The sequence below is a fragment of the Myxococcales bacterium genome, assembly GCA_022184915.1.
Lineage (GTDB): Bacteria > Myxococcota_A > Polyangia > Fen-1088 > Fen-1088 > JAGTJU01.
In genome coordinates this window covers 761260-787250 of record JAGTJU010000002.1, presented here as the reverse complement: position 1 = coordinate 787250, position 25991 = coordinate 761260, and the positions used below count along the sequence as shown (strand labels likewise).

Below are 25991 nucleotides of genomic sequence, written 5' to 3'. Positions count from 1 at the left end.
TTGTCCCGCCGCGAGAAGCGCGTTAGCCTACGGGCCACGATGCACGACTTTTGGTTTCGGCGTTCTGCGATGCGGGGGCTTTTGGGGCTGGCGGGCGGCGTGCTCATGGTCTCGCTCTTTGCCTGTAGCGACGACGGTGAGGGCGGTGGCCCGAAGGATGCCGCCGCCGACGCGCCTCTTGCCGACAGCGCCGCTCCCGATGCCCCCGCCGACGCCGGCTCCCCGGCTGACGCCCTGACCGATGCCCTCCCCACCGCTCCGGACAGCGGCCCCGACCTGGGCGCCCCGCCTGCCCCGGACGCCGGGGGCGCCGACGTGCTGCTGAGCGCGTGCACGCCCGGGCAGCCTCAAACGCTGGGCGTGGGCGCTTCGGTGGCGCCCGCGTTGCTCTGGGGCGACAACCGCTTCACGGTGCTCTGGGGTGACGCCCGCGAGGATGCCCCTGGCATCTATCTTCGGCGCCTCAGCGCCGAAGGCCTGCCCGAGGGTATCGCCGATGTGCAGGTGGGGGCCGGCACCATTCGGGCGAAGAATCCCGAGATTGCCCCTCACGCCGGGGGATACCTGGTGACGTGGGAAGACTGCACCCAAATTGTGCAAGGTAAAGACGGTCCGGAGTGCGCCTCCTGGCTCGTCAACGCGCGCCTGCTCGACGCCACCTTTGCCCCCACGGGCACGGTCAAGCTGATGGCAGAAACCCGGCCCATCGAGCGGCGCCCCTACGTGCTGAGCGCACTCGGAAAGACCTTCGTCACCTTCCGTGACTCGGATCCGAACGATGCGACGAAGCGCGAGTGGATCAAGGTCTTCGCGGTGGATGCCGCGGCCGACGCGCTGGCCACCCCGCCCCCCAAGCTCTTCGACGTCGCCGGGCTGTCCACGCGCTTCCCTTTCCTGAGCACGAACGGAACCCACCTGGCCGTGGCTTACGTGACGGGCGAAGGCCCCTCGGAGCTGAGCCTCGCGCTGCTCGACGGCAACTTGAGCTTGGTCCAAGAAGCCAAGTTGAGGACCGGCATCCCGGGTCCTGCCACCAACCCGCAGGCCGCGTGGCTTGGCTCCGAATGGCTCGTCACCTGGGAGGATAGCCGCGGCGGGCAGGAGCGGATCTGGGCGGCCTTCGTCGCGGGGAACGCCACATCGGTGCGGACGGCCTTCAGCGTGTTCGACAGCGTGGGCCTATCGTCCTGGCCCACGCTGGGCTTCGACGGCACCAACGCGCTCGTTGCCTTCCACGCCTTCCCCGACGGCGCCCAGGTCATCGGGCAACAGTACACCCCCGCGGGCGTGGCGCTGCGCGGGCCCATCGGCATTTCACCCCTCAGGGTGCAAAACGGTCGTTTCCCGGTCGTCGTTCACACCGGCACCGAATATGCGGTGGCCTACGTCGACCGCAAATCGAGCCGGATCGGGTTCCTCCGTATGCCTTGCCCCTGAGGCGCCCGCGCCTCGCACGGTTTCTGTGGGCCCGGACGTACCTTGGACTTCGGCAAACGAAGCGATCTCGACGGCGTCTCCTTCGCGTTGCCAACCGACGCGCCGGCCACCACCCGCTGCCTGGCCTCGGCCACGCCTCCTCCGCCAGAAGACGCCCCCTGGTTGCGCATGGGGGCGCCCGCGTGGGCACGTCGGGATTGGCTCGGATCGCTTTACCCTGCGGGCACGCCGCCCGCCCGCTTTTTGGAACGCTACGCCGAGCGTCTGCCCGCGATCGAGCTGAACGCGACGTTCTACCGCGAGCCCAATGAGGCCACCATCGCCTCGTGGGTGAAGGATACGCCCCCCAGCTTCCGCTTTTGCCCCAAGTTCCCACGCCCCATCACGCACGACCTCGGCCTGCGAGAGGAGGCTCTTCCACGTGCGTTTGCGTTTCACGCGCTCATGAGCGGTCTTGGCCCCAGGCTTGGGCCTTATCTCCTGCAGCTGCCCCCCACCTTTGCGCCGCGCCATGCCGCCGCCCTGGCCCGCTTCGTGGCCGGCTTCCCGGGCCCGCTGGCGGTCGAGTTTCGCCACCCCGATTGGTTCGTCGGCCAGCAGCTTCAACCGCTCGCGCTGCGCGCCTTGGGCAAAAGTCCCAACGCCGGTACCGTGATCACGGACGTGGCGGGACGCCGTGACGTCTGCCACGCCACGCTCACCACGCCTACGGCCTTCGTGCGCTTCGTGGGCAACGCGCTCCATCCCAGCGACGAAGCGCGAACGGCCGTCTGGCTCGACAGGCTCATGGCCTGGCGCAGCGCCGGCCTTCACACCGCGTACTGGTTCGTGCACCAGCCCGACGATCGTCTGGCCCCCGAACTTCTGGACCGCGCCGCCGCGCTCGCCCAGGGGCGGGGTCTCACGACCGGCGTCGTCCGCGCTCGCCAGCTCTCTTTGCTCTGAAGCCCGCGGGTTTCGATACCCTTCGCCCACCGACGCAGCAAGGCGGGCGCGCCTCGCTGTGGCCCACGCAATCATTCGCAGATTGCGGTGTAACTTTTCGCCTTCCCGGGACACTATCCTAGTGGACTCAAAAATGAGCAGGATTACGGACCGGTACGGCAAGCAGGGCCGCGCGAACGCGGGGTTGAAATGCGCCCTCACGGCGCTTGGCCTCCTGGGGCTCACTCTGACGGCGTGCGGCTCGAGCGCGGATCGGGCGGACGACGGAACGGAGCCTTCCGGGCCGGACGGAAGCGCTGGTGGGGGCGGTGAAGCGGGAAGCTCGGGCATCGGAGGCAGCCTCGGGGGAGCGGCGGGCTCGCCAGCCGCGAGCGGAGGGAACGGCGGCCTGGAAGGCCCTGGAGGCGCAGGAGGCCGCACAGAAGGCTCCGGAGGAGCGATGCCCCCGGGCGCCGGAGGAGCCATGGCCGCCACCGGGGGAACGGGAGGTTCCTTGAACCAGGGCGGAGCGAGCCCCGCCGGCGGGACTTCGGGGACGGCGTCGGTACGCTGGCTTTACGACGGGGGTACCCGACTCCAAGCAAGCTTCGTGACTGGGGGAGACATCAAGGCGCCGCTCGCGACCATCCGGGGGGGCCTCATCGACCCGAACTATCGTTCCTACGGCGGAAGCAACCCGCTGCCGCTGTTCGACACCAAGCTTTCCACGTACTGCACCTTTCGAACCGCCGAAGATGGATCCTGGCGCTGCCTGCCCGAGAACGCGCAAGCCTCGGCCCTCGGTGAAGCTTTCGCAGACGCGGGCTGCCAGCAACCCGTGGCGTTCGGCACGCGCGCATACTGCCCCACGGCCAAGCTGATTACGTGGTGGGTCGACAGCCAGCCGTTGCTCTCACCCTCGCCCACCGAGGTCGCCTTCGCCGCGCCCGCACCCGTCTTCGACTTGGGAATCCCTCTTTCGAAAGGGCAAAATTATCGGTTGCAACGCGATGGGGCCTCGTGCGAGGCCGAAACCATTACAAACAAGCAGGTCTTCGTCTATCCGCGAGGGGCTAAACGTCCCCCTTCTGACTTCGTGAAGGGCGAGAGGACGAACGAAGCGGTACGGGTCAACCTCAAGGTGGCCAAGACAGTTGGTGAAGACGGGTCCGAAGCAGTCGAGGGCTGGTACTTCCCGGCGGCGATCGGAGACACCCCCTGCGATTGGCGGGAGTCGAGCGACGCCGAGGCACATTGCCTTCCCGTCGTGCGAGCGCCTGGCCCCTTTTTCCTCGACGACAAGTGCAAGCAACCCTCGGAGACTGCCGTGCTGTTGGGCGACGCGCAGCACCTGTTCGTTCCCACCTCGACGGCAGCAACCGCTTACCAGATTTACGAACGCGTCCCCGGCCAAACGACAAACACCGTCCTCTACGTGTCCGTGCGCGGAAACGACGGCACGCAGCGCTGCTTTGCTCGTTCAGGCCGACGCTTCGCTCCAACGTCCTTCCCCCCACTCGCTCTCGTCGACCTGCCAAGGGCCGACATCAAGGTCGCAACGAAAGGCACGATCGAGCATCGCTACGTGGCCGTTTCTTCCAGCTACCGATGGCACCTCGGGTTCCAGGACCAGGACGCGAAAGTCCCGTGCTGGATGGCGCTCGGCTCCGACGACAAGTTTCACTGCCTGACCGAGACTCCCGACGCTCAGTTCCTGTCTCGCTACACCGACAGCGAATGCACCCAGCGGCTTCAGGTCACGAAGAAGACCGCCAACGAGGGCGCGTTCGCCCACTACGTCGGCCACGACTGTGGCCTCGACGTGACCGTGTTCCAGCGTGCGAAGGCTACCTCGAAAGCGGTGACCACTTACTTCACGTATAGCTACGACTCGACCCTGAATGGGCATGTCTGCAAGCAAAACGGAACGTTTCCGGTCAACGGTTCGAGCGCAGGACCCGGATACGAAATCACACCGCTGGCAGGCGCTGCGGACAACGTCTTTTCACTCGTCCGTTAGCCCCAAGCGTCACACTGACGCAGCGAGAGTCCGTGCCCTCTCTTGGGCCGGCGCTCGAACCCGGTTAATCTTCCGTGGTCCGTGCGCCGCTATTTCCGCAAGAACCGCAAAGCGCTCGAATCGAAGGTGCTGGCACACGTCTTGCCCTTCGTGGCAGGCACGGTCAACGCCAGCGGGTTTTTCATCGTGGGCTCCTACACCTCCCACGTGACGGGCAGTGTCGCGCGCGTGGGCGACGACCTGGCCCAGGGGAACCGCGAGGGCGCCTTGGCTGCCCTCGTCCTGGTCCTCAGCTTTTTCCTGGGCGCCGTATTCGCAGCGGCCCTGGCCGAGCGCGCCCGGGTCCGCGACAAGAGCCCCTATTCCGGAACGCTCGAAGGCGAGGTGCTCACGCTTTTGGCAGTCACGGGACTGGGGCTCGCCGAGCCCAAAGGTTTGCCCTTTTTGACCCTGGTCACGACAGCCCTGCTCTGCGCCGCCATGGGCATGCAAAACGCGATGGTCACCAACCTTTCGGGCGCGGTGGTCCGCACCACGCATCTGACCGGCATCGTGACGGACATGGGCATCGAAACCGTGCGAGCCCTGCGATGGGCGTGGAGCGCACGGCGCGCACCTGGCTCCCGGGGCCTTTGGCACACCCTGCTGCAATACCGCCATGTTCCCGAGCTCAACATGTTGCGCTTGCATACAGCCATTTTCGTGTCGTTTCTCGCGGGCGCCGTGGTGGGCCCCATCGGGTACCTCCGCTACGGCTACGCGTCGATGCTCCTGCCCATCATCGTGCTGGTGCTGCTGGTCTCGTTCGACCGGTCGATTGGCTTTCGAGCCCGCCGACAGCCGCCCGTACCCGAAGAGACTCAGGGCGCCGGCTGAACCTCGAAGCCCTCGTAGCGCACGGCCTGCTGGGAGTAGTTGTAGAAGCCAAACTTGCCCGAGGTGAAGGTCGCGTCGTTCGAGACGAGGCTCACCACCACGTTCTCCCCCTCGCGCACTTCGATGCGAATGTCGCCAGGCTTCCAGGTCAGCGTGAACTGATAGGTTCCGTTGTCCTTCCAGCCTGCGGGATTTTCGCTGCGGTTCACCAGCACCGTCGCCCGCGGGCTCCCGGACGAGTTCCAGAAGTCTTCACACTTGTCGGGCGCCCCGTTGCCCGCAAACAGCTTCAAAGAGGCCCCGACCTGGGCAGAACCGCACGGGTTGTAAACCTGGGTCGCTTGTTTCCAATCGAACAAGTAAAACCGCTCGGGATCCTGCCAACCAAACACGAAACCCACGAGGTCGTCGTCGCTCGTGGTCTGGATGCTGAACGTGCCCCGAATGACCACGCTCGCGTAGGTCTGCAGATTGACGTAAGCCGAAGGGTCGGGGTTAGCCGTTTGGATCGCGACCAGGCCATCGTTCTCGAACTGGTACCTCGCCAGGCCCGTGTTGTCGTCGGTGAGCCGCCAGTTGTGCAGCATCCACCCCTGCTCGAGGTTAAGCACCCCAGCCTCGAAGCCGCCCTCCCCACCCGCATCGAAGCTTCCGGCGTCGGGAAGGCTCGGCGTTTCCTCGGGAGCGTCGCGATCTTCTGCGTCGGAAGCGCCCGGGGCGTCCAAAGGAACCAGGAAGGCGTCTCCTGAGGCCGCCGAACCGTCCTCTCGAAAAACCCGAGAACTCTCGTCGTCACATGCGCCGACGACGAGCGTTCCACCCATCACCCAGAAACGAACCCACGAACACGAAGGCCGGTGCGTCATGCGCCGCAGATTAAACGAAGTCGGCCACCTGTGCACCACGGGAGAGTTTACAAGCTCTCGCCGCATCCCGGCGGAGGCCCGGAGGTCCTCCGCCTCGCACGGGACACCGCCCGGGCGCGTTCGTCCCCCCCCTTTACGAGAGAACGGACTTTTTGCCCTCTTTACCGTCGCACGCCAACGAGAGCGACTTTTTGCCCTCTTTGCCGTCGCACGCCAACGAGAGCGACTTTTTGCCCTCTTTGCCGTCGCACGCCAACGAGCCCACGACCGACTTTTTCCCTTCTTTTCCGTCACAGGCGGCGGCCGAGGCGGTGCCGAGCAGGGCCGGACCGGAAAGCAACGCCATGAGGGCTCCCACTACGCGAATCGTCTTCATGCGGTCTCCTTCGTCGATGTGATTCCCACTATGCCATGGACACGGGCGGCGTGGGCCGAGACCACCCGTTGCGTTCACCTTTGATGCCCGGGGGCCCCCGAAGACGCATAAATTAGACGCATAAATTCGCTCGGAAGGCCCGCACACAAGACCCTACAGTTCGCAGTAGTCGGTGTTCTCCGAAAGGTTTTTGCAGGGCTGACGCCAGGTGCGGCCATCCGCGCCCAGCAGGCGGTCGGCCTCGGGTGGGCCCCACGTGCCGCCGGGGTAGCCGTAGATCTTGGATTCGGGGTTGCTGCGCCAGCCCTCCAGGATCGGGTCGACGAAGGCCCAGCAGGCTTCCACGGCGTCGCCCCGCGTGAACAAGGTGGCGTCGCCGTGCAGGCAGTCGAGCAGGAGCCGCTCGTAGGCATCGGGCAACCGCACGTCACTGAGGTCCGAGTAGTGAAAATCCATGGCCACGCTGCGCGCCTCGAAGCCCGCCCCGGGACGTTTCAGGCCGAATTTGAGGACCACGCCCTCATCCGGCTGGATGCGGATGATGAGCGAGTTCGTGATGTTCTCCCCTGTGCCGAGGGAACCGAAGATCCGATGCGGCGTGGGCTTGAAATGAACCACCACCTCCGAGACCCGCGTGGGCAAGCGCTTTCCGGTTCGCACCACGAACGGCACGCCACCCCAGCGCCAGTTGTCGATGTGAAACCGCACGGCCGCGTAGGTCTCGGTGCGCGATTCGGCGTCGACGCCTTTTTCCTGTCGGTAACCAGACACGTCACGCCCGCGAATTTTCGAGGCGATGTATTGGCCGCGGATCGTGTGGTGCTGAACGTTTTCGGGCGTGATGGGGCGCAGGGACTGAAACACCTTGAGCGTTTCGTTCCGCACGGCGCGTGCGTCGAAAGACGACGGCGCCTCCATCGCCGTCATGCCCACCACCTGCAACATGTGATTCTGCACCATGTCCCGCAGGGCACCGCTGCCTTCGTAGTAGCCCCCGCGATCTTCCACGCCGATGTTTTCCGCCGCTGTGATCTCGACATAGTCGACGTAGTTGCGGTTCCACAAGGGCTCGAAGATGCCGTTCGCGAAGCGGAACACCAGCAGGTTCTGCACGGTCTCTTTGCCGAGGTAGTGGTCGATCCGGAAGATCTGGTCTTCCTTGAACACCGCCTGAAGCATGTGGTTCAGGTCCGTGGCGCTCTTGAGGTCGATGCCGAAGGGCTTTTCCACGATGAGACGCCGCCAGCAGCCTTCGTGCGCCGGGATCTGAAGGTGCTCGGCCCCCAGGCCGCTCACGATGGGGGCCGCCAGCGCCGGGGGGGTCGACAGGTAAAAGAGATAGTTGCCGCTCGTGCCCTGGCTCTTGTCGAGCTCCGTGAGCCGCCTGCGGATGGCGGCGTAATCTTCGCGGCGGCTGGTGTCGATGCTTTCGTAGAAGAGCTTGTTGATGAACTGCTCGCGCTGCTCGGGTGTGGCGTCCACGGTTTTGCTGAAGGCCTCCAACGCCTCGCGCTGCGCCTCTCGAAACGCCTCGTCGGAGTAGGCGGTGCGGCCTACGCCCAGCACGGCGAACCCCTCGGGCAGGAGCCCCTGGCAATGAAGCTCGAACAGGGCCGGCACGAGCTTGCGCTTCGTCAGGTCGCCCGAGGCTCCGAAGATCACGATCGCACAACTGTCTTTGACCGGCATGCGGCGCAGTCTACGGAGCCATGTCGCAGGCGGCAAACCCCCGCTTGGCTTTCCGGTCGTTCGGGGCGCCCGGCGCCCTTACCGAACGCCACGGGCCACGCTAGAGTGCGCGGCCCATGCGCCGCCACCCGCTGCTCATCGAGCTGAACGCCCGACTGTGGCTTCGTCGCCTCTCGGCCCGTCACGGACGGCCGCTCACGCTGGGGACCCTGCCCGACCACCTGGTCAAGGAAACGGTGGCGGGCTTCGACACCGTTTGGGCCATGGGCGTTTGGAGCCGCACACCGGGCTCTCGGCAACAGGCGCTCGGCAGCCACGGTCTGACGACAGAGTTCGACCGGGTCTTGCCGGGCTGGACGGCGGCCGACGTGGGGGGCTCGCCCTACGCGATCGGCGGATACGTTCTGGATCCCGCTTTGGGTCCGCCCCACGCGCTGGCCGATCTGGGCGCTCAGCTCGGCGCCATGGGTCGCTCGCTCATCGTCGACTTCGTTCCCAACCACCTGGCGCTCGACCATCCCTGGACCCTGACCCATCCCGAGCGCTTCATGGGGGGCACCACCCACGACCTCGTCCGCGCCCCGGAAGCCTACTTTCGCACGGACCGCGGCGTGATTCTGGCGCACGGCAAGGATCCGAACTTCGCCGCGTGGGCCGATACGGTGCAGCTCAACGTGTTTCGGCCCGACACGCGTGAGGCGTTGATCGACATCTTGATGGGAATTGCGCAGGTGGCCGAGGGGGTCCGCTGCGACATGGCCATGTTGTTGCTGAACGATGTCTTCGAACGCACCTGGGGGTGGGCGTTGGGCAACACGCCAAGGCCCGCGACAGAGTTCTGGGAAGAGGCCATCGGGCGCGTGAAGCAGCGGTACCCGACCTTTGTGTTCATGGCGGAGGCTTACTGGGGCACCGAGGGGCGCCTGGTGGAGCTCGGGTTCGACTACGCCTACGACAAGACCTTCTACGATCGCCTCGTCCACGGCGACGCCGAGAGCGTGCGGGTTCATTTTCTGGGTCAAAACAGCTTTCTTCGGCATGGCGTACGCTTTGTGGAAAACCACGATGAACCGAGGGCCATCGCCACCTTCGGGGCCGCGCGCGTGCGCGGGGCCGCGGTTGCGGCGGCCACCCTACCGGGTGTGCGCTTGATGCAAGACGGTCAACTCGAAGGCAAGCGCGTGCGGGTGCCGGTGCAGCTCATCCGCGAGCCCACGGAGCCCCGCGACGAAGAGCTCGCAGATTTTCACCGGCGGCTGCTGGTGCTGTCGGCCTCCCTTCCCTTGCAGCGGGGCCGCTTTTCCCCGCTGAGCGTCGAGCCCACGGCCCCAGACGACGGGCACGGGGCGCTCGTGGCCTGGGCCTGGTGGGTCGGCAACGTGCCCACGGTGATCGTGCTCAACCACGGGGACCACCCCTCCCGCGGACGCGTGCGGTTTGCCGCCGAGACGGGTCTGCCCGACGAGCTCCGCTTTTCGGACCCGTTTGGCACCGAGGTGCAGGTTCACGGCGGGCTCGCGCTGGCCCAAAAGGGCCTGCCGGTCTCGATCGGACCCCGGCAAGCCCGGGTGTTCTGTGGCTTGTCGCTCTGAGCGATCTTGCGTCCCGGCCCCGCACGCCGCGAAGACAGGCCCCGAGCCGTTGACGGGCTTTCGCACGGCCGTCTATGGTGACGAGGCATGTCCTCTCCGCCCGCCCCCGCGCCCGCCCCCAGATCCATCGTCCCCGTGCCCGGCCGCCGGGCTTTTTTGCAGCGAAGCGGCGTGGGATGGCTAGCGGCCACGGGTGTGCTGGGCTGCGCCCACGGGCCCCAGGGCGTGGGCTGGCTCGACGTGCGACGCCTTGGCGCCCGCGGAGACGGCGTGGCCGACGACACGGACGCGCTGCAAGCCGCCCTGGACCAAGCCGCCCAGCAGGGCGGGGGCACCGTCTTCGTTCCGGCGGGCGTTTACCTGACCCGGCCCCTTCGTATCGGCAGCCGCACCACCTTGCACCTCGACGCCGGCAGCGTGCTCGCGGCCACCACCCGGCTCGAGGATTACCCTCAGGAGGAGGCCGGCGCGAGTGGACACGAATCGAACCGCGCGGGCCTCGTCACCGCCCGGCAAGCGGAGGACGTGGCCATCGTCGGGAGGGGCACCATCGACGGCAGCGCACGCGCCTTCGTGCGCGAAGACCTCACGTACGCAGGCAAGGACTTCGACGCACGCTTTACCCGACAAGGGGAGCAGTTCATGAAGGTGGGGCCCGAGGGCTTCGTTCACGGCCCCTTCGCACGGGGCGACGATCGGCCTGGGAACCTCGTACGCTTCATCGACTGCCGCAACGCCCTGCTCGAGGGCGTCACCATCCAGAACTCGCCTACCTGGACCGTTCACTTCGAGCGCTGCGTGAACGTGCGCGTGCACGGGGTGGACATCAACAGCCGCAAAAACGGCAACCGCATTCCCAACGATGATGGCATCGACCTTACCCGCTGCGAACGCGTGCGCATCATCGGATGCGACATCGACACCGGCGACGACTGCCTCGCGGTGTTCGGAAGCCGCGACGTGATCGTGTCCGCCTGCACCTTGACGAGCCGGTCCGCGGGCGTGCGCGTGGGCTTCAAGGACGGCCATATCCGCGACTGCAGCTTCGACAACCTCGTCATCCGGGCGGCCAACCGGGGCCTGGCCGTGTTCGTGCGCAGCGCCTTCGACGTCGAGAACGTTTCGTTCTCGAACATCATCATCGAAACCCAGCACTACTCCGGGCGATGGTGGGGCAACGGAGAGCCCATTCACGTCTCGGCGCTGCTGTGGGACCCAGAAGCCCAAACGCCGGGCCGCATACGCAACCTGCGCTTTCGCAACATTCGGGCAGTGGGCGAAGCCGGCATGATCGTTTACGGCAGCCCCGACAGCGTCATCGAAAACCTCAGCTTCGAGGACGTCGAGCTGCACATCCGCAAGGGGGCCCTGCAAGCCGACTACGGCGGCAACTTCGACCTGCGCGCCACGCGCGACAAGGCCCAATCGATCTTCAAACACGACATCCCAGCCCTCCACTGTGAGAACGTCAAAGATCTCGCGATTCGCGCCTTCGACGTGTCCTGGGAAAGCGGCGTCCCCGAGTACTTCACGGAGGCGCTGCACGTGCGGGCCTTCGAGGACATCAGCATCAGCCAGTTCAGCGGCCGCCAAGCCCAGGCCGCAGGGGCCGCGATTTTCCTGACCCAGGGCAAAAACGCCACCATTCGTGATAGCCAGGCTTCCCCGGGCACCGATCTGTTCGTCTGCGCCGAAGAAGTGCAAGGCCATTTGCTGCTTGCCGGCAACGATGCGAGGCGAGCGCAGGCGTTGCTGGCGCCCGCCCAGGGCCAAGCCGTGCTTCGCGACAACCACGGCGGCTGACCATGCGCTATCGAACCTTCGGCCGGACCGGCCTCGCCATGCCCGTCTTTTCCTGCGGGGGCATGCGCTTTCAGGAGTCGTGGGTGGCGAACACGCCGGTGGGAAAGAAGAGCCAGGCCAACCTTCTCTCCACCTTGCAGAGAGCCTTTGCGCTCGGCATCACTCACTTCGAGACTGCACGGGGCTACGGCACCAGCGAGGCCCAGGTGGGCGCTGCGCTGCAGTCGCTGCCTCGTGACGAGATCATTTTGCAAACGAAAGTGGCACCAAGAGCCGATCCGGCCGAGTTCGAACGCCACCTCGAGGAGTCGTTCGCGCGCCTGGGCGTAGCGCGGATCGATTTGTTCGCGTTTCACGGCCTCAACGACACCAAGACGGTGGAGTGGACCTTGCGTCCCGGCGGCTGCCACGAGGTGGCCGAACGCTTCCGCGCCCAGGGGCGCATTGGTCACATCGGCTTTTCCACCCACGCTTCGTGCCGTGTGATCACGCAGGCAATCGAGAGCGGTCGCTTCGACTATGTGAACCTGCACTGGTACTTCATCTTTCAAGAAAACGAGCCCGCGCTGGCTGCCGCCGCCGCGCAGGACATGGGTGTGTTCATCATCAGCCCCTCGGACAAGGGGGGGCACTTGCATACGCCTCGACCGCTTTGGCAGACGCTGTGCGCCCCGCTGGCGCCGATGCAGTTCAACGATCTTTTCTGCCTGTCGGATCCGCGCGTGCATACCCTGTCGATCGGCGCGTCCAAGCCCCAGGACTTCGACGCGCACGTGGCAGTGCTCCCGCACCTCGACGACGCCGCCAAGGTGGTGGCCCCCGTGGTGGCTCGCCTCCAGGACCAGTGGGTCCGGGCCCTGGGCGATGCGTTCGGGGGCGATTACCTCGCGGGCGTTCCGGAGTGGGAAGAGCTGCCGGGCGGTGTCAACGTCCGCAAGATTGTGTGGCTCTTCGGCTTGGTCAAGGCGTTCGACCTGCTTCCTTATGCCCGCTCCCGCTACAACATGCTTGGCAAGGATGACCCCTGGTTTCCGGGCAACAAGGCGGTGGGCTGTGACGCCCCGGCGCTCCGGGCCGCGCTGTCGGCAGCGCCGCTCGCCGACACCCTGCTCGGTATCCTGCCCGAAGCGCACCGCCTGCTCGACAACCAGAGCTGAGCAGGCGAAACTAGGGGCGATGCTTCGCCTTTGGTGCACGGCGGCTTTGGGGCTGCTCGTGGGCTGCGCCCCGGCGGTCAAGGCGCGCCCGGCAGGCTCCGGTCCCGCATTTGCCGCGCCGGGGCAGGCCGACCCGTTGCGGGCCGAGGGGCCCGCCCAGATCCTCTCCGTGGGCGAGATTCACGAGCGCATCCGCCGCTCGCCCCACACGCTCACTCTGCTCCACGTCTGGGCCACCTGGTGTTCACCCTGCGTCGAGGAACTGCCGCTCATGGCCGATCTCGCCGACCGTCTCCCCGCACGCGGCATCGCACTTTTATCCGTGTCCCTCGACGATCCGAGCGCCCGCAGCGCCGTGCGGGTCGGGCGGGTCATCGATGGGCGTGCCAGGGGCCAACTGACGCGCGCCATCGCCCGTTTCGAAAACGCCGACGCCTTCATCGAGAGCGTGGATCCGCAGTGGGAGGGCTCGATCCCCGCCCTCTTCGCTTTCGGGGCCGGCGGAAAGCTCGTGGGGGCGCTTTACGGCGAAGCCACGCGGGCCGAAATCGAAACGTTCGTGGGAACGTTGCAAGAGCCCACCCGCGGGCGGTGAACACGATGTCACACGACCCCTTCGCCCCTCCCGAGGATCCCCAGGTCGAGCTCAGCCTGGACCGCCCGGCCGTCGTTCCCGGCACGGCCGCACCCGAGCTCCCGATCCCGCGGGCGCCCCGACCCAAGCCGCGCGCGCGCCGCCCGTCTTCGACACCCTGGGTGGTATGGGCTCTGGCCGCGCTGGGAGGAATTGCCCTCTTCGGCATGGTCACCCGCGCCCTCAAGCAAGCCGTCGAAGGGCAAACCGCCCAAAGGCAAACCGCCACGCCGGCTCCTCCACCGGCCGTCGCACGTGTCCCCACCTGGAAGCCCGTGGAAACGGGCGAGGGCGTGCTGATCGACGTACGTCTCGTGCCGCGGGCGGCCCGCCTCTTCGTGGACGGAGCCCCTGCCCCCTCGAACCCCCTGCGCCTGCCGCGCGGGAGCACCCGGCACGAGCTCAGCGCGACAGCCGAGGGGTACGAGACCGCCCACCGCGTGATCACGGCCGAGCAGGCTCAGACGATCGAGCTGCGCCTCGCGAAGCGCGCGCCCTGACGCGCGTCCGAGAGCGGCTTCCGGGACTGCGATCCGATATACCTCAGGGGAGACGCGTGTCCGAAGCTCCTCCCGAAACACCCGAAGGCCCCACCTTGCGCGAAGCCACCGCCGAGGAGGGGGGGCGCTCGCTCGACGAGATCCTCGCCCGCCTGCCCGCCCTGCCCGGGGTTTACGTGATGAAGGATCACGCAGGCAAGATCCTGTACATCGGCAAAGCGGGAAACCTGCGCAACCGGGTGCGGCAGTACTTCCAGCCGAACACCGGCGACGTGCGCGACTTCGTTCCGCTGCTCGGGCGCATCGTGGGTGACATCGAGACGGTGATCACCACCAACGAAAAAGAAGCGCTGCTGCTCGAGAACACGCTCATCAAGAAGCACAAGCCGCGCTTCAACGTGAACCTGCGCGACGACAAGAACTACCTCGTGCTGCGCCTCGACCCGGCCGCGCCCTGGCCGCGCCTGGAGGTGGTCCGGCAGCTGCGGGATGACGGCGCCCACTACTTTGGCCCCTACCATTCGGCTTCATCGTGTCGGTACGCCCTGCGGGTGGTGAACCGACACTTTCAGCTGCGGACCTGCACGGATCACGTGCTGCAGACGCGCCGGCGCCCTTGCCTCCAGCATCAGATCAAACGCTGCCCGGCTCCCTGTGTCTTGCCGGTGGATCGCGACGAGTACGCCGAGCAGGTGCGCGACGTGCGCCTGTTTCTCGATGGCAAAAAAGACGAGCTGATGGAGCGGCTGCGGACCCGCATGATGGCGGCGGCAAAGAGCCTGAACTTCGAGGCGGCCGCCACCGTACGGGACCAGATTCGGGCACTCGAGAACACGCTGCAAGAACAGCGCGTCGTCTCGGGTGATTTTGCCGATCAAGACGTCGTGGGTTATTACCGCGAGGGTCTGGCCCTCGAGATCGCGGTGATCTCGATCCGCGGCGGTCAGATGTCGGGGGCACGCAACTTCTCGTTCGCAGGGCAGGAGTTTCCGGATGCCGAGCTTTTGTCCACCTTCCTCGGTCTCTACTACGATTTGAACCCGGCGCCCCCCTCCGAAGTGCTCTTGCCTTTTTCGATCGAAGACGCCGAGCTCAAGAGTGAGTGGCTCACGGAGCTGGCGCGAGGCGGGGGCGGACGCAGGGTCACCCTGCACGTGCCCCAGCGGGGGCCCAAGGCCGATCTCGTCTCGCTCGCGCAGAAAAATGCGGCGGCGGCTTTCGCCAGCCGGCGCAACGCCCAAAAGGACGCCGAGGAGACGATGGCCCTTTTGCAAAGGCGCCTGCGCTTGCCCCAGCTGCCCCGGGCCATCGAGTGCTACGACATCTCGCACGTCCAGGGCACGGACGCGGTGGCCTCGATGGTCGTATTCATCGACGGTAAACCGGACAAATCGCGCTACCGCACGTTCAAGATCAAGCATGCAGCCGGCGCCGCCGGCAACGACGACTTCGCATCGATGTACGAAGTGCTCTCGCGCCGGTTCCGGCGGGCCCGCGAAGCGGCGGAGGCGGGCGAGCAGGAATCCTCCTGGCGCTTGCCCGATCTGCTGGTGGTGGATGGCGGCAAGGGCCAGCTGGGGATGGCCCTGGCGGCCGCCCGCGACGTGGGGATCGACACCTCGGCAGGCGGGGGCCTCGTGATCGTGGGCCTCGCCAAGGCCCGCACCGACGAGGCGACGTCGACATCAGCCGCGCCCCGCGCGAGACCTCGCCGGGGGCGCGCCAGCATCTCGGGGGAAGGCGACGACGACAGCCGACGCCCCGACCGTGTGTTTCTCCCCCACGCCAAGGATCCGATTCCGATCCGGCCCAACAGCGCCGAGATGTTCGTCCTGCAACAGCTGCGCGACGAGTCCCATCGTTTCGCCGTCACGTTCCACCGCGCCCAGCGCAAACGTCGCACCCTGCGTTCGTCCCTGTCTGACGTTCCGGGCATCGGCGCCACTCGGCAGCGCGCGCTGCTGCGCCATTTCGGCAGCCTCAAGAAGATCCGCGACGCTTCGCTCGAGGCCTTGACCGACGTCCCGGGCATGAGCCGTGCAGCCGCGCAGGCGGTGTTCGAACACTTTGCACGTCTGCCCCTGGCCGAGGCGCTCGCCGGGCCCGAGGGCAGCGAGCCCCGCGACCACGTCGCCGAGGGGTCTTTCCCAAGCCCGGCCGAGGAGGCCGATGACGACGCCCTCGAAAGCGCGTTCGCCGCCGAGGACGCCCTCGCGTTCGAGGGTCCCCTTGAAGTCGAAGGAGAAGGGGAAGGTGAGGCGTCCGACTCTGGCCTCGCGCCTGACGAGGAGGCCGACGAGGACGAAGGGCCCACCCCGCCGGGGAAGTGACAAGGCCCGGGGTCCAGCGCTACTCTGGCGGCATGATCCAGCTGTACCCGCGATCGGCATTTCGTTTTTGGTCGGCGGCCCTCGGGGCCGTTTGCCTGTCTGCCGCTGTGCCCGCCTGTGGCAGCGATGACGAGAAAAAACAAGATCTTTCGCCCTTCCTGGGCGCTTGGGTCATCAACCAGGGCGCCGTGGACGTGACGTGCCAGGGCTTCTCGCCTCCGGCAACCACCGTATCCGGGAACGTCACGATCAAGGAAGGCAGTGGCTCTGACTTGGTGTTGTCGTTCTCGGACGCCGCGCTTTCTGGCTGCCTGGTGGCGATGAACGTAAAGAACGGTGTGGCATCCCCGGTTCCTGGGCAGAGCTGCACGTTCACGTTTCAAGGCACGAGCGGCACCTTCGCCGTGAACGCCGGCACGCTGACGGTCACGCCTCCGACGGGCAACGTGAACCTGGTGGGCACCGCCTCCGTGGCCCTCGGCAACTTGCCAATCACGTGCAACGGCACCGTGAAGGGTGGCCTGTCGGCCCTCGCGGTGGACGCGGGCGCGGGCGACGGGGGCTGAGCGCGGGCTCAAAACCGGGCGAGCACGCCCAGCTGTGCCACCAGCGCTTTGGTGCGGTCTCGGTTCGGGGCGCCTTCCTCGAGCTGATAGAACATCCCTTCGAACTTCATGCTGACCTCGAGCGTGTCGAGCCAAGCCTCGGGCCGCTGTTGGCGGGAACGTATGTACGTCAGCTTGAGACCACTCGAGAGCGTGCCAAAGGGAGACAACTCACGGTCGCCCGTCCAATACGAGCCCGCGGGGCCCAGGCGCTCGTAGTCGGCTGCACTCCGGTAGAAGACCGCCCCCGTCTGACGGTGGTAGCGGCCATGCAGACCCAAGAGCAAGCCTTCCATGAGGTACTTGTGAATCCAGAGGTCAGCCGTGGCGGCCAAAAGGTCCCAGGAATCGCGGTAGGCACGCCCGTGCAACGCAACCGCGGCCCGCAAGGCGGGGAGCGCATAGTGGGCCCGCCCGAAGAGCGCGTAGCGCTGGCGTTGCGCGGGCACACGCTCCTGTGGTGTCCGCCCCTGACTGCCCACCAGGACCTGGCGGTAGGGGTTCGATTGGAATCCCTCGAGCAGCTGCAAGCTGACGCCGAGCTGCAAAAGCAAGCGGGGAGTGGCGGTCCAGGTGAGCGAGGGCTCGAGCGTGTGGATGTCGAGGTCGCGCTTGACCGTCTCGGTCTGCCCGCCCTCGAAGCAGCGCGCAGACGACCCCAGCGCACGCAACGCCAAAACCCCCTGGGCCAAGCCGTTGTTGGCATCGCAGACGGTGTCGAAGTTGCGCGTATACGCGAGCCCCAACGTGAAGTTCTTTTCGAGGAAGTCTCCACGCGCCGCCACCTGCAACGTGTGTGAGAGGTAATCGCTTTCCCATCCGTAGGAGTAGCCGGCCAAGAGTCCCACGTCCGAGACGTTCCAACCGAGCGAGCTCTTCACGGTCTGGCGCAGATCCGAAAAGCGCGTGGCGGCGCTCACCGCGTCGACGCCGCCGAACACGCGCGGTGTGGCACCGCTGACGATGTCCACCTCGTACCCCGCAGCCAGGGACGCGCCCCCCAACGTGGCGCTCACATCGGTTTGCGGATGAATGACGGTGATGCCCTCCGATTGGCTTGCCGGCTCGCGGAACAGGGTGAGGCGAGAGGCGCCTTGCACATCGGCGTGAGACGCCGACGGCTGCGCCGCGAGCCAGCTCACGCCAAGGAGCGCCAGGCATGCTGCCACCCGAGGGCAAAGTCTCAGTTGCACCCGCAGCCTCCTCCCACCGTGCCGCTGCCCCCCACGGCGCCCTCGCGCGTGGACCATACGTGCTGGTCCGCGGCGGCTTCTTGCGCCTCCGCCTCGGGGCGCATGATGCGATCTGCCAGGTGCTCGCGCTGGTGGGGCTTCACCAACCATGCGCGTGAACCTCCACATCCGGGCAAAAGGCTCGCCCCCGCGATCAGGCAGACGAGAAGGGCGCTTCGTCGGAGGCGTTTAAAAGAACACGGCCAGTCCACCCGAGTACTCCTTGAGCTCTTCGGTCTTGTTGGGATCGAAGACCACGTAGTTGCGAAAGTCGAAGCGCAAAGTGATGCGCTTTTTGAGCGAGATGAGGATCCCGCCGCCCACGCAGGCCGCCTGCTGATGTCCCTTGCGTGCCCTCACGCTTGGCCCCTGCGCCTGCACCGCCTGCTGATCCAGCTTCGTGCGCCCCCACGTGCCTCCCCCGCCGAGGCTGAAAAAGGGCGTCACGGGAAAGTGCGGCCACACATAGAGGTTCGCCGCCAGCCCGTAGTAGAGCACGTCGAGTTGCTCACCCACGGTTTCGCCGACGAAGCCTTCCAGCGCCAGGTGGGGCGCCAAAAGCACGGCAGGACGAAACATCACCATGCCCTCGCCTCCCAACATCCCCGCCGAGAACGACAGCCCCACGTCGCCCACCCACAGCGCCGGAGGCGCAAAGACAGCGGCCGCCACGCGAGACAAAAAACCGGGAGGTGATCCACTCGTGGGATCCACGTTGAGCGCAAGCACTTGGTCTCCCAAGATCCAGCCATACGTGCCATCAGGCAGGCGCACGCGGTACCAGTAGTCGCGGTTCGCACGCGCCACCGCGGTGAGGGTATCGCCCCGCGGCGCCACATAGATCGTACGGTAAGCAAAGCCGGGCCCCGTCTTCACCTCCGCAAGTTCGGCAAGCACCCGCACCACACCCCAGGGGGCCTCCTCGTCTTGCGGGGACACGTGCGCGGACACCGCCTCGTCCGCGCGTGCGGACGCGCTTTCAAGGCTCGACAGCGACGCCAGCGCCCAGGCCCACAATGCCCGCTTCATGGAGCTTCCACCCACATCTGCAGGAGCGTGCGCTCCGCCCCCCCGGGCTCGACCAACTTGCCGCCCACGTGCGCCTGCCGTCCATCGATCTTCATGAGCAGCGGCGATTGGGCCACGTCTGTGCACTGCAGCTGCGCCGTGGCCGAACGGTAAAGCGCGAGCCAGTCTTCGGGCAACGGCAACGTGGGCGTACTCGTGGGCGCCACGACGATCAACGTGCGTCCACTGCCCGCATCGTGGCAGCGGGCATCACCGCAGGTCTTGCCGCCCCGCGCTTGTGCCAATAGCTCCGGCCATACACGCTGATGAAAAAACGTTTGGCTCGGACGGCAGGTGTTCACCTCGGCCGGCGTGGGTCCGAGATCCACGGTCCCGCACCCCAAGCCCAGCATGAGACCACAGGCGATCGCGCAGCCACGCGCTTTGGGGAAACCGACAGATAGCCGCCTCATGCCCACCCCATTGTACGCGCAAGTTCGGCGCCTCCGCCAACACGGGCGAACGCACGCCCACGTGGTGTGTGGTCACTTGTACGTGCGGTTTCGCAGCTGTCGACCTGCGCGTCAGACCCGTGACGGCGCCCTCAGAAGGCCAAGGCCCAGCACAGGCCCACGACGGCGGCAGCGCAAAGCCCCAGCGCGATGTTGAGGGGCCGCGACACGGGAGGCAGCCAGGCGCCCGCCGCGCCGAAGGGAAGACCCCAGCCAAGCCCTGCAAGGTGGGCCACCACGTCCACCTGCGCGCTCTCCCCCACGCCCAGCATGGCGAAGAGGCCAAGGCACGCCGCCAACGCGGGCAGCGCCCGCCCGAAGCGCCTGTTGCGGTGCCACCATCCGTGCCGCACCCGGTGCCGAGCCTGCAAGCCGCCCAGCAAGCCAAGCGCGGCGAAGGTCGCCGTGGACGCTCCCACCGAATCGTGATGATTCACGTAAATGTAGGCCGTGGTGACGTTTCCCAGAAAACCCGCCACGACCATGAGCAACACCGACAGTCCCCCGCCGAGCCACCGCGCCACCGCGCTCAAGAACACCAGCATGGCGATGACGTTGCCCGCCAAGTGCATGGCATCCGCGTGCAAGGTCATGCCCGTCACCGCACGCTCGAGAGCGCCCGAGAGGATGGCCGTGGCCTCGGCGCTGCCGTGACTGAACCAAAACGAGTTACCCGCACGGGGCCCCGTGAGAAGGAAAAACAGGGCCAGAGCCACGCACACCAGCGCGGGGGCCAAGGGGCGCCCGCGATCGGGGGGCTGCACATCCGGCGTCGAGGCGCGCTCCGCGTCTTCGGACTCGGTCTTCGCCAATGCGACGGCCGCCCGGCGCAGCTGCGCCACGGGTACAACCAAAGCGAACGAAACCTCGCCCTGGGTCAAGGAGGATCGTGGGGACTCCGACGGCCCGGCCCCTTCGGGTAAGTCCGCGAACGTACGAACGATGGCGTGAGGGATGGACTGTGAAGCCAACACCAGCGCCCACGCCTCCACCGCCTCGCGCCGCGCGGCGCGACGAACGATGGCGTCGGGGGGGGCTTCGCCGACAGGGGTGTCCATCGTGGGACCTAACCGCCGCCTTGCGCGGCCGGGCTCACCGCGCGACACGCCCACAGTTGCCGGCGCACCGCCGCCGGATCCAGCCCCTCGCCGATGAACACGAGCTCTGTTTTGCGAGGGCGGTTGCCCCACGGGTCTTCGAAGCGCAGCGACGTTTGATCCCCGGCTCGTTCGAGAAACGCACGCCGCTCGTCGCCTTCCACGTGCACGAACCCCTTGACCCTCACCGGGTTCCATTGTGTGACCAGCGCGAGCAGCGGCTCAGCAAGCAACGGCGCTTCGTCCACGAAGCTGGCGGCGATGAGCTGTCGGCTGTGGTGATGGTGATGGTGCCCCTCTCCGCGCGACGTGAGGGCCCGGGGGCTCCCCACCTGCAGCAGCCAGGGCACGAGTTCGGCCGTTCCCTCGGGCGTATCCGGAAATCCCGCGCGCTCCGCCTGCAAATTCAGATGAGCCAGGTGCGCGTGCAAGCGAGGCAATTCATCGGCACGCGCTCGATCCAATTTGGAAAGCAAAATACGATCGGCGTCGAGCACTTGCTGCCGGGCTTCTTCGTAAGCGGACAGCTGGCCAAGCCCCATCACGGCGTCGACCACGGTCACGACGCCCGCCGGCTGCACACGACGCTCGTCTGCGGGCAGGGCGTCGAGTCCCTGCAGAATCGGACGAGGCTCGGCGATCCCCGTGGTCTCGAGCACGATGATGTCGGGCCGCGACCGCTCCACGACCTCGGCAAGGCCCCCCCACAACTCTTCTTGCGTGGTGATCTCGTGACACACGCACCCGCCCACCAGCTCGACGACGTCGCCCGAGCGGCTCTTGAGCAGCTTGCCATCGATGTCGATGCGCCCGAGCTCGTTGACGATGACCGCCACCCGCTTTAGATGCTGAGCCGCCAGTACACGATTCAAAAGAGTGGTCTTCCCGGCTCCGAGAAACCCAGTAAGGACGATGAAGGGTACGGGGGTGGTCATGACGAAGCGCAGGCCCGGCGGAGGCCGCAGCGCTCGTTCTGTTAGCATGCCGCTGCCGTGGCCGCCCAGGTCGCGCCGTTCAGAAGGTGTACCGCAGGTAAGCCGTGGACCAGATTCCACCCGGAGCCTCGAGCACACGCAGCTTGGAAAACGCCCCAAGAACGCCCACGCTGAAGTGACGGGTCAAGGGGTGATAGTCGAGACCCGCGCCCCCCATGAGAACCAAAGACGAGGTGTCGTCGGGCGCCGTCAGCCCCGTGGTTCCGATCAGGTTCGTGGACAGCTGTGCGATCCCGCCGCCCCCGAACACGAAAAGCGACCACTGTCGAAGAGGCAGCGTGAGCTTCACCTCACCCGTGAGCTGATAAATCTGCAGCAGCTGCCCCGACTGTGGCGCCGCACCAAAATCCGTTCGGTGCGTGGAGCCGAAGACATGCGCCTGAACAGCGAAAAAGCGCCCGAGGTCGTAGCCGATGCGGCCACCCAGCCCCACGCCCGAGCCGAGGGCATCGGCCTTGCCGAGCGGCACGAACGTGCCCAGCTCCGCGTCCACGAAGAGTCCGCGAGCGAACTTACGCGGATCGGGCCGCGGGCGGGCGGGCTCCTCGGTGATCTGCGCCCGCACCGAAGGAACGCGGTGGCACGCGAGCGCGAGCGCCACCGCCAGGAGGACGGGCCATTTCATGGACCGCCCCCGTCGCCCGGAGGCATCGTCATTCCCGGCATGCCTGGCATCATGTTTACCGGCACGGCGCCCTCGATGAGGGGCACGAAGGGCGTGGGGGTTGGCATGAAGCGGGGCTCGTTGCCCTCGGCCAGCAGCCCCGCCTGGTCGCGCACACGCACGAGGAAGTCGAGACGCATCGGCACCGAGGCGGCGAACGTGACGATCACGGTTTGGAGCTGAGGAAGATCGACGTTGGCAGGCACCAGCTCCATGCCCGCGGGATTCGCGCGCGAGTCGTTGAGGAGCACCGTGAGGTAAGGGGCCATGAAGCGGCCGATCGCGTCCAGGTCACGCGCCGCTTCGACGAACTCGTCTTCGCGCACCTGACCCGTATACGTGGCGCCTGCCACCAAGGGCAGCTTCGTCCCCTCGATGAGGGACCACAGGGTAGGCCGAGCATCCTCGGGTACCATCAAGGTCGCGAGCTGGGCTTCTATCGCGCCGAGATCGTAGCTCGTGTACTCGTTGGCGCCGTTGACGAACACGCGCGCCCACCCCGCTTGGCCCGACACGTTGGTGATCGTGTACTGGATCGAGACGTCCACGTGGCGCCGGCTCACGAAGGGTGCGCCGAACCCGAGCGTTCTACTCTTGGCCTCGAGTGTCGTCCGTTCCTCGTCGGTGGGACGCCGGAAGGGAATCTGTACGGCCACCGAGACCGAGGCCATACCCTCTGCACCCGCGAGCAGGGGCGCCTCGGGCACGAAGTAGCGGGGGGTGTTCGTGGAACACGACAGTCCCAGGGAGGCAAGGGCATACAGCCAACCAGGGCGCACGCGCATCAGGAGCCTCCTTTGAACAAAAACGGGTAACGCTGCACGATCGTGGGCGCGGTGGCCTTGGGAAAGCGCCAGTTCTTGACCTGACGCTGCATACAAGACTCGACGTCCGCATCGCCGAGGGTGCTCACCGCCACCTTGACCCTCTCGACCTCTCCGCTCGTGCGAATCACCCAGTAAAGTTCGATCTTGCCCTCGAGGTGTGGCTTTCGCTGCAGCTCCTTTTCGTAGCAATACTTCAGCGCTGCCTTGTGCGCGGCCACGACGCGGTTGATCTGCTCCTTCGTAAGGCCACCGTCGGCATCAGGGGCACCCGTGCTGAGCCCGATGGAGACAGTCTTTTCTTTCCCGCTGCCGAGCCCCGGCCCTTTGCGTCCCCGCCCGCGCCCCGCGCCCACGTCAAGATTGCCCGTGCCCTGGATCCGCCCAAACCCAGTGCCCCCGCCGCCGAGGCCCGTTCCCGCCACGCCCAAGCCCCCCGCCCCCTCACCCACTGCCAGCTGCGTGCCCGCCAAGCCCGTCACGGCCTGTTCGAGGTCTCGCGTGTCGTCTTGTTCGAGCAGCTTACCCAGCCCCGAGCCCGCGGCTTTGGCCTTGGCCAATGCGGCAAGCACCCCGGTGTTGGCCACCTTTTCGTGCAGGATGTCCTTTTGCCCCTGGGGCATGGCCGTCTCCGCTCGAGCGTCTTGCCGTCCCAGCTTACCCTCCTCCTCCTGCGCCCGCTTGGACTGTGCGGCCTCTTTGTCTCGCTTCTTTTTGTCTCCCCGTTGCTTCACCCTATCGCGCGCCTCGAGCGTCTTCGGTTTCAGTAGCTCCGGTTCAACCACCTTCGCGAAACGGTCCGGGGTGATGAGCTCGTCACGTGCCGCCTCGGGCCCCACGAACATCAGCGCTCCGACCAGCATCGCCAACAGCGTCGAGGTCACGCCCAGAACGCGGTAGAAGAAGGGGCTGCCTTCGCGCGGCGAAGGCCGTCCGACCCGCGGCGGGGGATCGACCCACGAAAGCGCAAAGCGCAGGCCGAACGCGCCTTCAATTTCGATCACCGCCGTGTCGCCTACACCCAAGGGCACCACGACCACGTCGCGATGGGGCCAGGAGCCGCGGGGCGCGCTTGCGAGCACGTCCGCGATCCGCTGGCGCTCCTGCCCTGGCCGCTCGACGTAACCGGAAAGCCCGGCACGCAAGCGGAGCGAGACGCGTCCCCCGCGAGCGGGCGTGCACAAGGCCAGCTTGCGGGGCCCACTCGGTAAACGCGGCGTTTGGAAAAGCGCCCGCTTCGACGGCCCGATCGTGAAGCTCTCTCGTCGGCCGAGCAGGTGGTAACCCAACAGGCGACGCTGCCACGAACACACGATCTGAAGGCGCTGGGCGTGCATCACAGCCCCTTTTCCTTGGCGGTGGCGTCGAGTTCTTTCATGAAAGATTTCTCGAGCACGGTCGTCGAGTCGAGCTCGGCTTTGACCCGGTTCAAGAAGAACAGGAGCTGCGGGGTACGCATTTTTCCCTCCACGTCCATCGCGCCGAAGGTGAGCACCTTGGCCTTTTTGCCCTCGACCTTGCCCCCGTCTGCCTTGGCCTCTGCGTTGGCCTCGGCCGGTACCTGCTCCTCATGCACGCCCGCAGGCGGGCTAGCTTCGACCGCGCGGCGGCGCACCGGCTTGTCGGACTTGGGCGCTTTGGCCCAGGCAGAGACGCTCCCCATGGTGAGGCTCCCGCCCAGCATCGACGCCAGGGCGGCCGCCACGAACAGACGGAGGCACGATCTCCGAAGGCTCGAGGTCACCGTCATCGCAGCGTCCTCAGACGAAACTTCACGTCGTCTCGTTTCGGATCCTTGTCGGGTGCGACCTTCGCGAACAGCAAGAGCGCCTCTTTCGCCTTTTGGGGATCCTCTTTGTGGTCCATGTAGAGGACACCCAGATTATAGAGCGCCGGAGGGAAGTCTGGATGTAGGTCCAGCGCCCGTCCGTACGCCACCGCCGCTTCGTCGAAGCGCCCAAGTCCACGCAGAGCCACACCCAACGCCACCTGAAGGTCCGCGTCGTCGGGTTGGGTGGCCACGGCCCGTTCGAGCGCCGCGAACGCCTTGTCGTAGGCGCCACTGTCGAGATACACCACAGCCTGATTCACCCAGGACACCACGTAGGTCGTGTCGAGCTCCGTGGCCCGCGCAAAGGCGGCAAAGGCGCCCGGATCGTCACCGCGGTCGAGTGCCAAGAGTCCCAGGTTGTTCCACACGAACGCCGCTTTCGGGTCGAGTTCGAGCGCGCGCTTGAACGCGGTCTCGGCCAGGCGGGGCCGGCCCAGTTTGCGGTACACTAGCCCCAGCGCGTTGAAGGCCTCGGCGTCTTTGCTGTTCTTGGCAAGAAGGGCACGCACCTGCTCGAGCGCGCGCAGGCCCTCGCCGCCTTCTCGCAGGGCTGCAATGTAAGCGAACCGCACCTCCCGATCCTCGGGCATCTCTGCCAGCCATCGTTCAAAGGTTTTGTGCGCGCGATCGCCTCGCGAGAGCTTCATCAGCGCGTGGCCCAGGCCCAGCAGCGAGCTGCGCGACGCAGGCTGCACCTTCAACGCGTGCGCGAACGCATCCACCGAAGCTTGCCAGCGTCCCCGCCGCATCTCGATCACACCCAGATCGTGCCAGGCCTCGTAGAGGTCAGGGTCGAGCGTCACCGCCCGGGTGAGCGCCGTACGCGCCGCTTCGTGGTGTTGGGGGCCGAGGGCCAGGTGGCGCAGGCCTTCCTCGAAGGCCTGTTGCGCTTCGGGCGTTGCCTCGGGCACGCGGACCTTTTGTAGCCCGGACGGCGTACGCGCGGGTGCGCCGCTGCGGCACGCGACGAGCCCGCTCGAGAGCCCCCATGCGGCCACGAGCCCCACGGCCATGTGCAC

The 25991-nt window shown here is 66.7% G+C and carries 24 protein-coding genes; 10 read left to right on the top strand and 14 right to left on the bottom strand.

What is annotated here, in order from left to right:
* Positions 1 to 39: 39 nt before the first annotated feature.
* From KA712_10950 to KA712_10935, 4 genes are all read left to right on the top strand, one after another.
* A complete protein-coding gene (locus tag KA712_10950) occupies positions 40 to 1437 on the top strand; it encodes a hypothetical protein (protein ID MCG5053467.1) in 1398 nt (465 codons plus the stop codon).
* Between the two features lie 42 nt (positions 1438 to 1479).
* Positions 1480 to 2382 (top strand): DUF72 domain-containing protein, encoded by a 903-nt coding sequence (locus tag KA712_10945; protein MCG5053466.1) that lies wholly within the window; start codon positions 1480 to 1482, stop codon positions 2380 to 2382.
* A gap of 133 nt (positions 2383 to 2515) precedes the next feature.
* Entirely contained in the window at positions 2516 to 4381 is a 1866-nt protein-coding gene (locus KA712_10940; protein MCG5053465.1) for a hypothetical protein, read from the top strand.
* A gap of 81 nt (positions 4382 to 4462) precedes the next feature.
* On the top strand, positions 4463 to 5257 hold the full coding sequence (locus KA712_10935) for a DUF1275 domain-containing protein (GenBank protein ID MCG5053464.1): 795 nt from the start codon (positions 4463 to 4465) through the stop codon (positions 5255 to 5257).
* Here the strand turns inward: KA712_10935 and KA712_10930 are convergent.
* The 3 genes from KA712_10930 to zwf form a co-directional block, all read right to left on the bottom strand.
* Positions 5242 to 6123 carry a hypothetical protein gene (locus KA712_10930; protein MCG5053463.1) on the bottom strand — a complete coding sequence of 294 codons (882 nt, stop codon included), beginning with the start codon at positions 6121 to 6123 and terminating at the stop codon, positions 5242 to 5244. The two genes, KA712_10935 and KA712_10930, sit on opposite strands and share 16 nt — an antisense overlap.
* A gap of 133 nt (positions 6124 to 6256) precedes the next feature.
* The gene (locus KA712_10925) at positions 6257 to 6499 is read right to left on the bottom strand and encodes a hypothetical protein (GenBank protein ID MCG5053462.1); all 243 of its coding nucleotides are present in this window, start codon (positions 6497 to 6499) and stop codon (positions 6257 to 6259) included.
* A 153-nt stretch (positions 6500 to 6652) separates the two neighbouring features.
* Complete coding sequence (zwf, locus tag KA712_10920; protein MCG5053461.1) at positions 6653 to 8188, bottom strand: glucose-6-phosphate dehydrogenase; 1536 nt, start codon at positions 8186 to 8188, stop codon at positions 6653 to 6655.
* A 116-nt stretch (positions 8189 to 8304) separates the two neighbouring features.
* Here zwf and KA712_10915 point away from each other — a divergent pair, with 116 nt between their 5' ends.
* The 6 genes from KA712_10915 to KA712_10890 all read left to right on the top strand — a co-directional run bounded on the left by KA712_10915 (position 8305) and on the right by KA712_10890 (position 16770).
* Entirely contained in the window at positions 8305 to 9780 is a 1476-nt protein-coding gene (locus KA712_10915) for an alpha-amylase (protein MCG5053460.1), read from the top strand.
* An 87-nt stretch (positions 9781 to 9867) separates the two neighbouring features.
* Positions 9868 to 11583, top strand: coding sequence for a right-handed parallel beta-helix repeat-containing protein (locus KA712_10910; GenBank protein ID MCG5053459.1), 1716 nt, complete (start codon positions 9868 to 9870; stop codon positions 11581 to 11583).
* 2 nt (positions 11584 to 11585) lie between these two features.
* Complete coding sequence (locus KA712_10905) at positions 11586 to 12740, top strand: aldo/keto reductase (GenBank protein MCG5053458.1); 1155 nt, start codon at positions 11586 to 11588, stop codon at positions 12738 to 12740.
* A 19-nt stretch (positions 12741 to 12759) separates the two neighbouring features.
* Positions 12760 to 13335: a TlpA family protein disulfide reductase gene (locus tag KA712_10900; protein ID MCG5053457.1), complete on the top strand. Its 576-nt coding sequence runs from the start codon at positions 12760 to 12762 to the stop codon at positions 13333 to 13335.
* 166 nt (positions 13336 to 13501) lie between these two features.
* Positions 13502 to 16204 carry an excinuclease ABC subunit UvrC gene (uvrC, locus tag KA712_10895; GenBank protein ID MCG5053456.1) on the top strand — a complete coding sequence of 901 codons (2703 nt, stop codon included), beginning with the start codon at positions 13502 to 13504 and terminating at the stop codon, positions 16202 to 16204.
* Between the two features lie 32 nt (positions 16205 to 16236).
* Positions 16237 to 16770, top strand: coding sequence for a hypothetical protein (locus KA712_10890; GenBank protein MCG5053455.1), 534 nt, complete (start codon positions 16237 to 16239; stop codon positions 16768 to 16770).
* An 8-nt stretch (positions 16771 to 16778) separates the two neighbouring features.
* Here the strand turns inward: KA712_10890 and KA712_10885 are convergent, their stop codons facing one another.
* The 11 genes from KA712_10885 to KA712_10835 form a co-directional block, all read right to left on the bottom strand.
* A complete protein-coding gene (locus KA712_10885) occupies positions 16779 to 18002 on the bottom strand; it encodes a DUF3570 domain-containing protein (protein ID MCG5053454.1) in 1224 nt (407 codons plus the stop codon).
* Entirely contained in the window at positions 17993 to 18148 is a 156-nt protein-coding gene (locus tag KA712_10880) for a DUF4266 domain-containing protein (GenBank protein MCG5053453.1), read from the bottom strand. Before KA712_10880 ends, KA712_10885 begins: the two co-directional genes overlap by 10 nt.
* Before the next feature lie 82 nt (positions 18149 to 18230).
* Positions 18231 to 19070 carry an SH3 domain-containing protein gene (locus KA712_10875; protein ID MCG5053452.1) on the bottom strand — a complete coding sequence of 280 codons (840 nt, stop codon included), beginning with the start codon at positions 19068 to 19070 and terminating at the stop codon, positions 18231 to 18233.
* Complete coding sequence (locus KA712_10870) at positions 19067 to 19522, bottom strand: hypothetical protein (protein ID MCG5053451.1); 456 nt, start codon at positions 19520 to 19522, stop codon at positions 19067 to 19069. The genes KA712_10875 and KA712_10870 overlap by 4 nt, the downstream gene beginning before the upstream one ends.
* 131 nt (positions 19523 to 19653) lie before the next feature.
* Positions 19654 to 20619, bottom strand: a complete 966-nt coding sequence (locus KA712_10865) for a rhomboid family intramembrane serine protease (protein ID MCG5053450.1) — start codon at positions 20617 to 20619, stop codon at positions 19654 to 19656.
* Between the two features lie 8 nt (positions 20620 to 20627).
* A complete protein-coding gene (locus tag KA712_10860; protein ID MCG5053449.1) occupies positions 20628 to 21641 on the bottom strand; it encodes a GTP-binding protein in 1014 nt (337 codons plus the stop codon).
* A 31-nt stretch (positions 21642 to 21672) separates the two neighbouring features.
* The gene (locus KA712_10855; GenBank protein ID MCG5053448.1) at positions 21673 to 22278 is read right to left on the bottom strand and encodes a hypothetical protein; all 606 of its coding nucleotides are present in this window, start codon (positions 22276 to 22278) and stop codon (positions 21673 to 21675) included.
* Positions 22275 to 23102 (bottom strand): hypothetical protein, encoded by an 828-nt coding sequence (locus KA712_10850; protein MCG5053447.1) that lies wholly within the window; start codon positions 23100 to 23102, stop codon positions 22275 to 22277. The genes KA712_10855 and KA712_10850 overlap by 4 nt, the downstream gene beginning before the upstream one ends.
* Positions 23102 to 24478 (bottom strand): AgmX/PglI C-terminal domain-containing protein, encoded by a 1377-nt coding sequence (locus KA712_10845; GenBank protein ID MCG5053446.1) that lies wholly within the window; start codon positions 24476 to 24478, stop codon positions 23102 to 23104. Before KA712_10845 ends, KA712_10850 begins: the two co-directional genes overlap by 1 nt.
* Positions 24478 to 24891, bottom strand: a complete 414-nt coding sequence (locus KA712_10840; protein MCG5053445.1) for a hypothetical protein — start codon at positions 24889 to 24891, stop codon at positions 24478 to 24480. Before KA712_10840 ends, KA712_10845 begins: the two co-directional genes overlap by 1 nt.
* Positions 24888 to 25985, bottom strand: a complete 1098-nt coding sequence (locus KA712_10835; GenBank protein MCG5053444.1) for a tetratricopeptide repeat protein — start codon at positions 25983 to 25985, stop codon at positions 24888 to 24890. Before KA712_10835 ends, KA712_10840 begins: the two co-directional genes overlap by 4 nt.
* Between the last annotated feature and the right edge of the window lie 6 nt (positions 25986 to 25991).

Excerpts from the sequence above, each read along its gene's own strand:
- KA712_10925 (MCG5053462.1), bottom strand. The coding sequence starts at position 6,499 with ATGAAGACGATTCGCGTAGTGGGAGCCCTCATGGCGTTGCTTTCCGGT.
- KA712_10905 (MCG5053458.1), top strand. The coding sequence starts at position 11,586 with ATGCGCTATCGAACCTTCGGCCGGACCGGCCTCGCCATGCCCGTCTTT.
- KA712_10865 (MCG5053450.1), bottom strand. The coding sequence starts at position 20,619 with ATGGACACCCCTGTCGGCGAAGCCCCCCCCGACGCCATCGTTCGTCGC.
- KA712_10850 (MCG5053447.1), bottom strand. The coding sequence starts at position 23,102 with ATGCGCGTGCGCCCTGGTTGGCTGTATGCCCTTGCCTCCCTGGGACTG.
- KA712_10940 (MCG5053465.1), top strand. The coding sequence starts at position 2,516 with ATGAGCAGGATTACGGACCGGTACGGCAAGCAGGGCCGCGCGAACGCG.
- KA712_10870 (MCG5053451.1), bottom strand. The coding sequence starts at position 19,522 with ATGAGGCGGCTATCTGTCGGTTTCCCCAAAGCGCGTGGCTGCGCGATC.
- uvrC (MCG5053456.1), top strand. The coding sequence starts at position 13,502 with ATGGGCTCTGGCCGCGCTGGGAGGAATTGCCCTCTTCGGCATGGTCAC.
- KA712_10855 (MCG5053448.1), bottom strand. The coding sequence starts at position 22,278 with ATGAAATGGCCCGTCCTCCTGGCGGTGGCGCTCGCGCTCGCGTGCCAC.
- KA712_10845 (MCG5053446.1), bottom strand. The coding sequence starts at position 24,478 with ATGCACGCCCAGCGCCTTCAGATCGTGTGTTCGTGGCAGCGTCGCCTG.
- KA712_10840 (MCG5053445.1), bottom strand. The coding sequence starts at position 24,891 with ATGACGGTGACCTCGAGCCTTCGGAGATCGTGCCTCCGTCTGTTCGTG.
- KA712_10950 (MCG5053467.1), top strand. The coding sequence starts at position 40 with ATGCACGACTTTTGGTTTCGGCGTTCTGCGATGCGGGGGCTTTTGGGG.
- zwf (MCG5053461.1), bottom strand. The coding sequence starts at position 8,188 with ATGCCGGTCAAAGACAGTTGTGCGATCGTGATCTTCGGAGCCTCGGGC.
- KA712_10890 (MCG5053455.1), top strand. The coding sequence starts at position 16,237 with ATGATCCAGCTGTACCCGCGATCGGCATTTCGTTTTTGGTCGGCGGCC.
- KA712_10860 (MCG5053449.1), bottom strand. The coding sequence starts at position 21,641 with ATGCTAACAGAACGAGCGCTGCGGCCTCCGCCGGGCCTGCGCTTCGTC.
- KA712_10900 (MCG5053457.1), top strand. The coding sequence starts at position 12,760 with ATGCTTCGCCTTTGGTGCACGGCGGCTTTGGGGCTGCTCGTGGGCTGC.
- KA712_10915 (MCG5053460.1), top strand. The coding sequence starts at position 8,305 with ATGCGCCGCCACCCGCTGCTCATCGAGCTGAACGCCCGACTGTGGCTT.
- KA712_10910 (MCG5053459.1), top strand. The coding sequence starts at position 9,868 with ATGTCCTCTCCGCCCGCCCCCGCGCCCGCCCCCAGATCCATCGTCCCC.
- KA712_10930 (MCG5053463.1), bottom strand. The coding sequence starts at position 6,123 with ATGACGCACCGGCCTTCGTGTTCGTGGGTTCGTTTCTGGGTGATGGGT.
- KA712_10875 (MCG5053452.1), bottom strand. The coding sequence starts at position 19,070 with ATGAAGCGGGCATTGTGGGCCTGGGCGCTGGCGTCGCTGTCGAGCCTT.
- KA712_10835 (MCG5053444.1), bottom strand. The coding sequence starts at position 25,985 with ATGGCCGTGGGGCTCGTGGCCGCATGGGGGCTCTCGAGCGGGCTCGTC.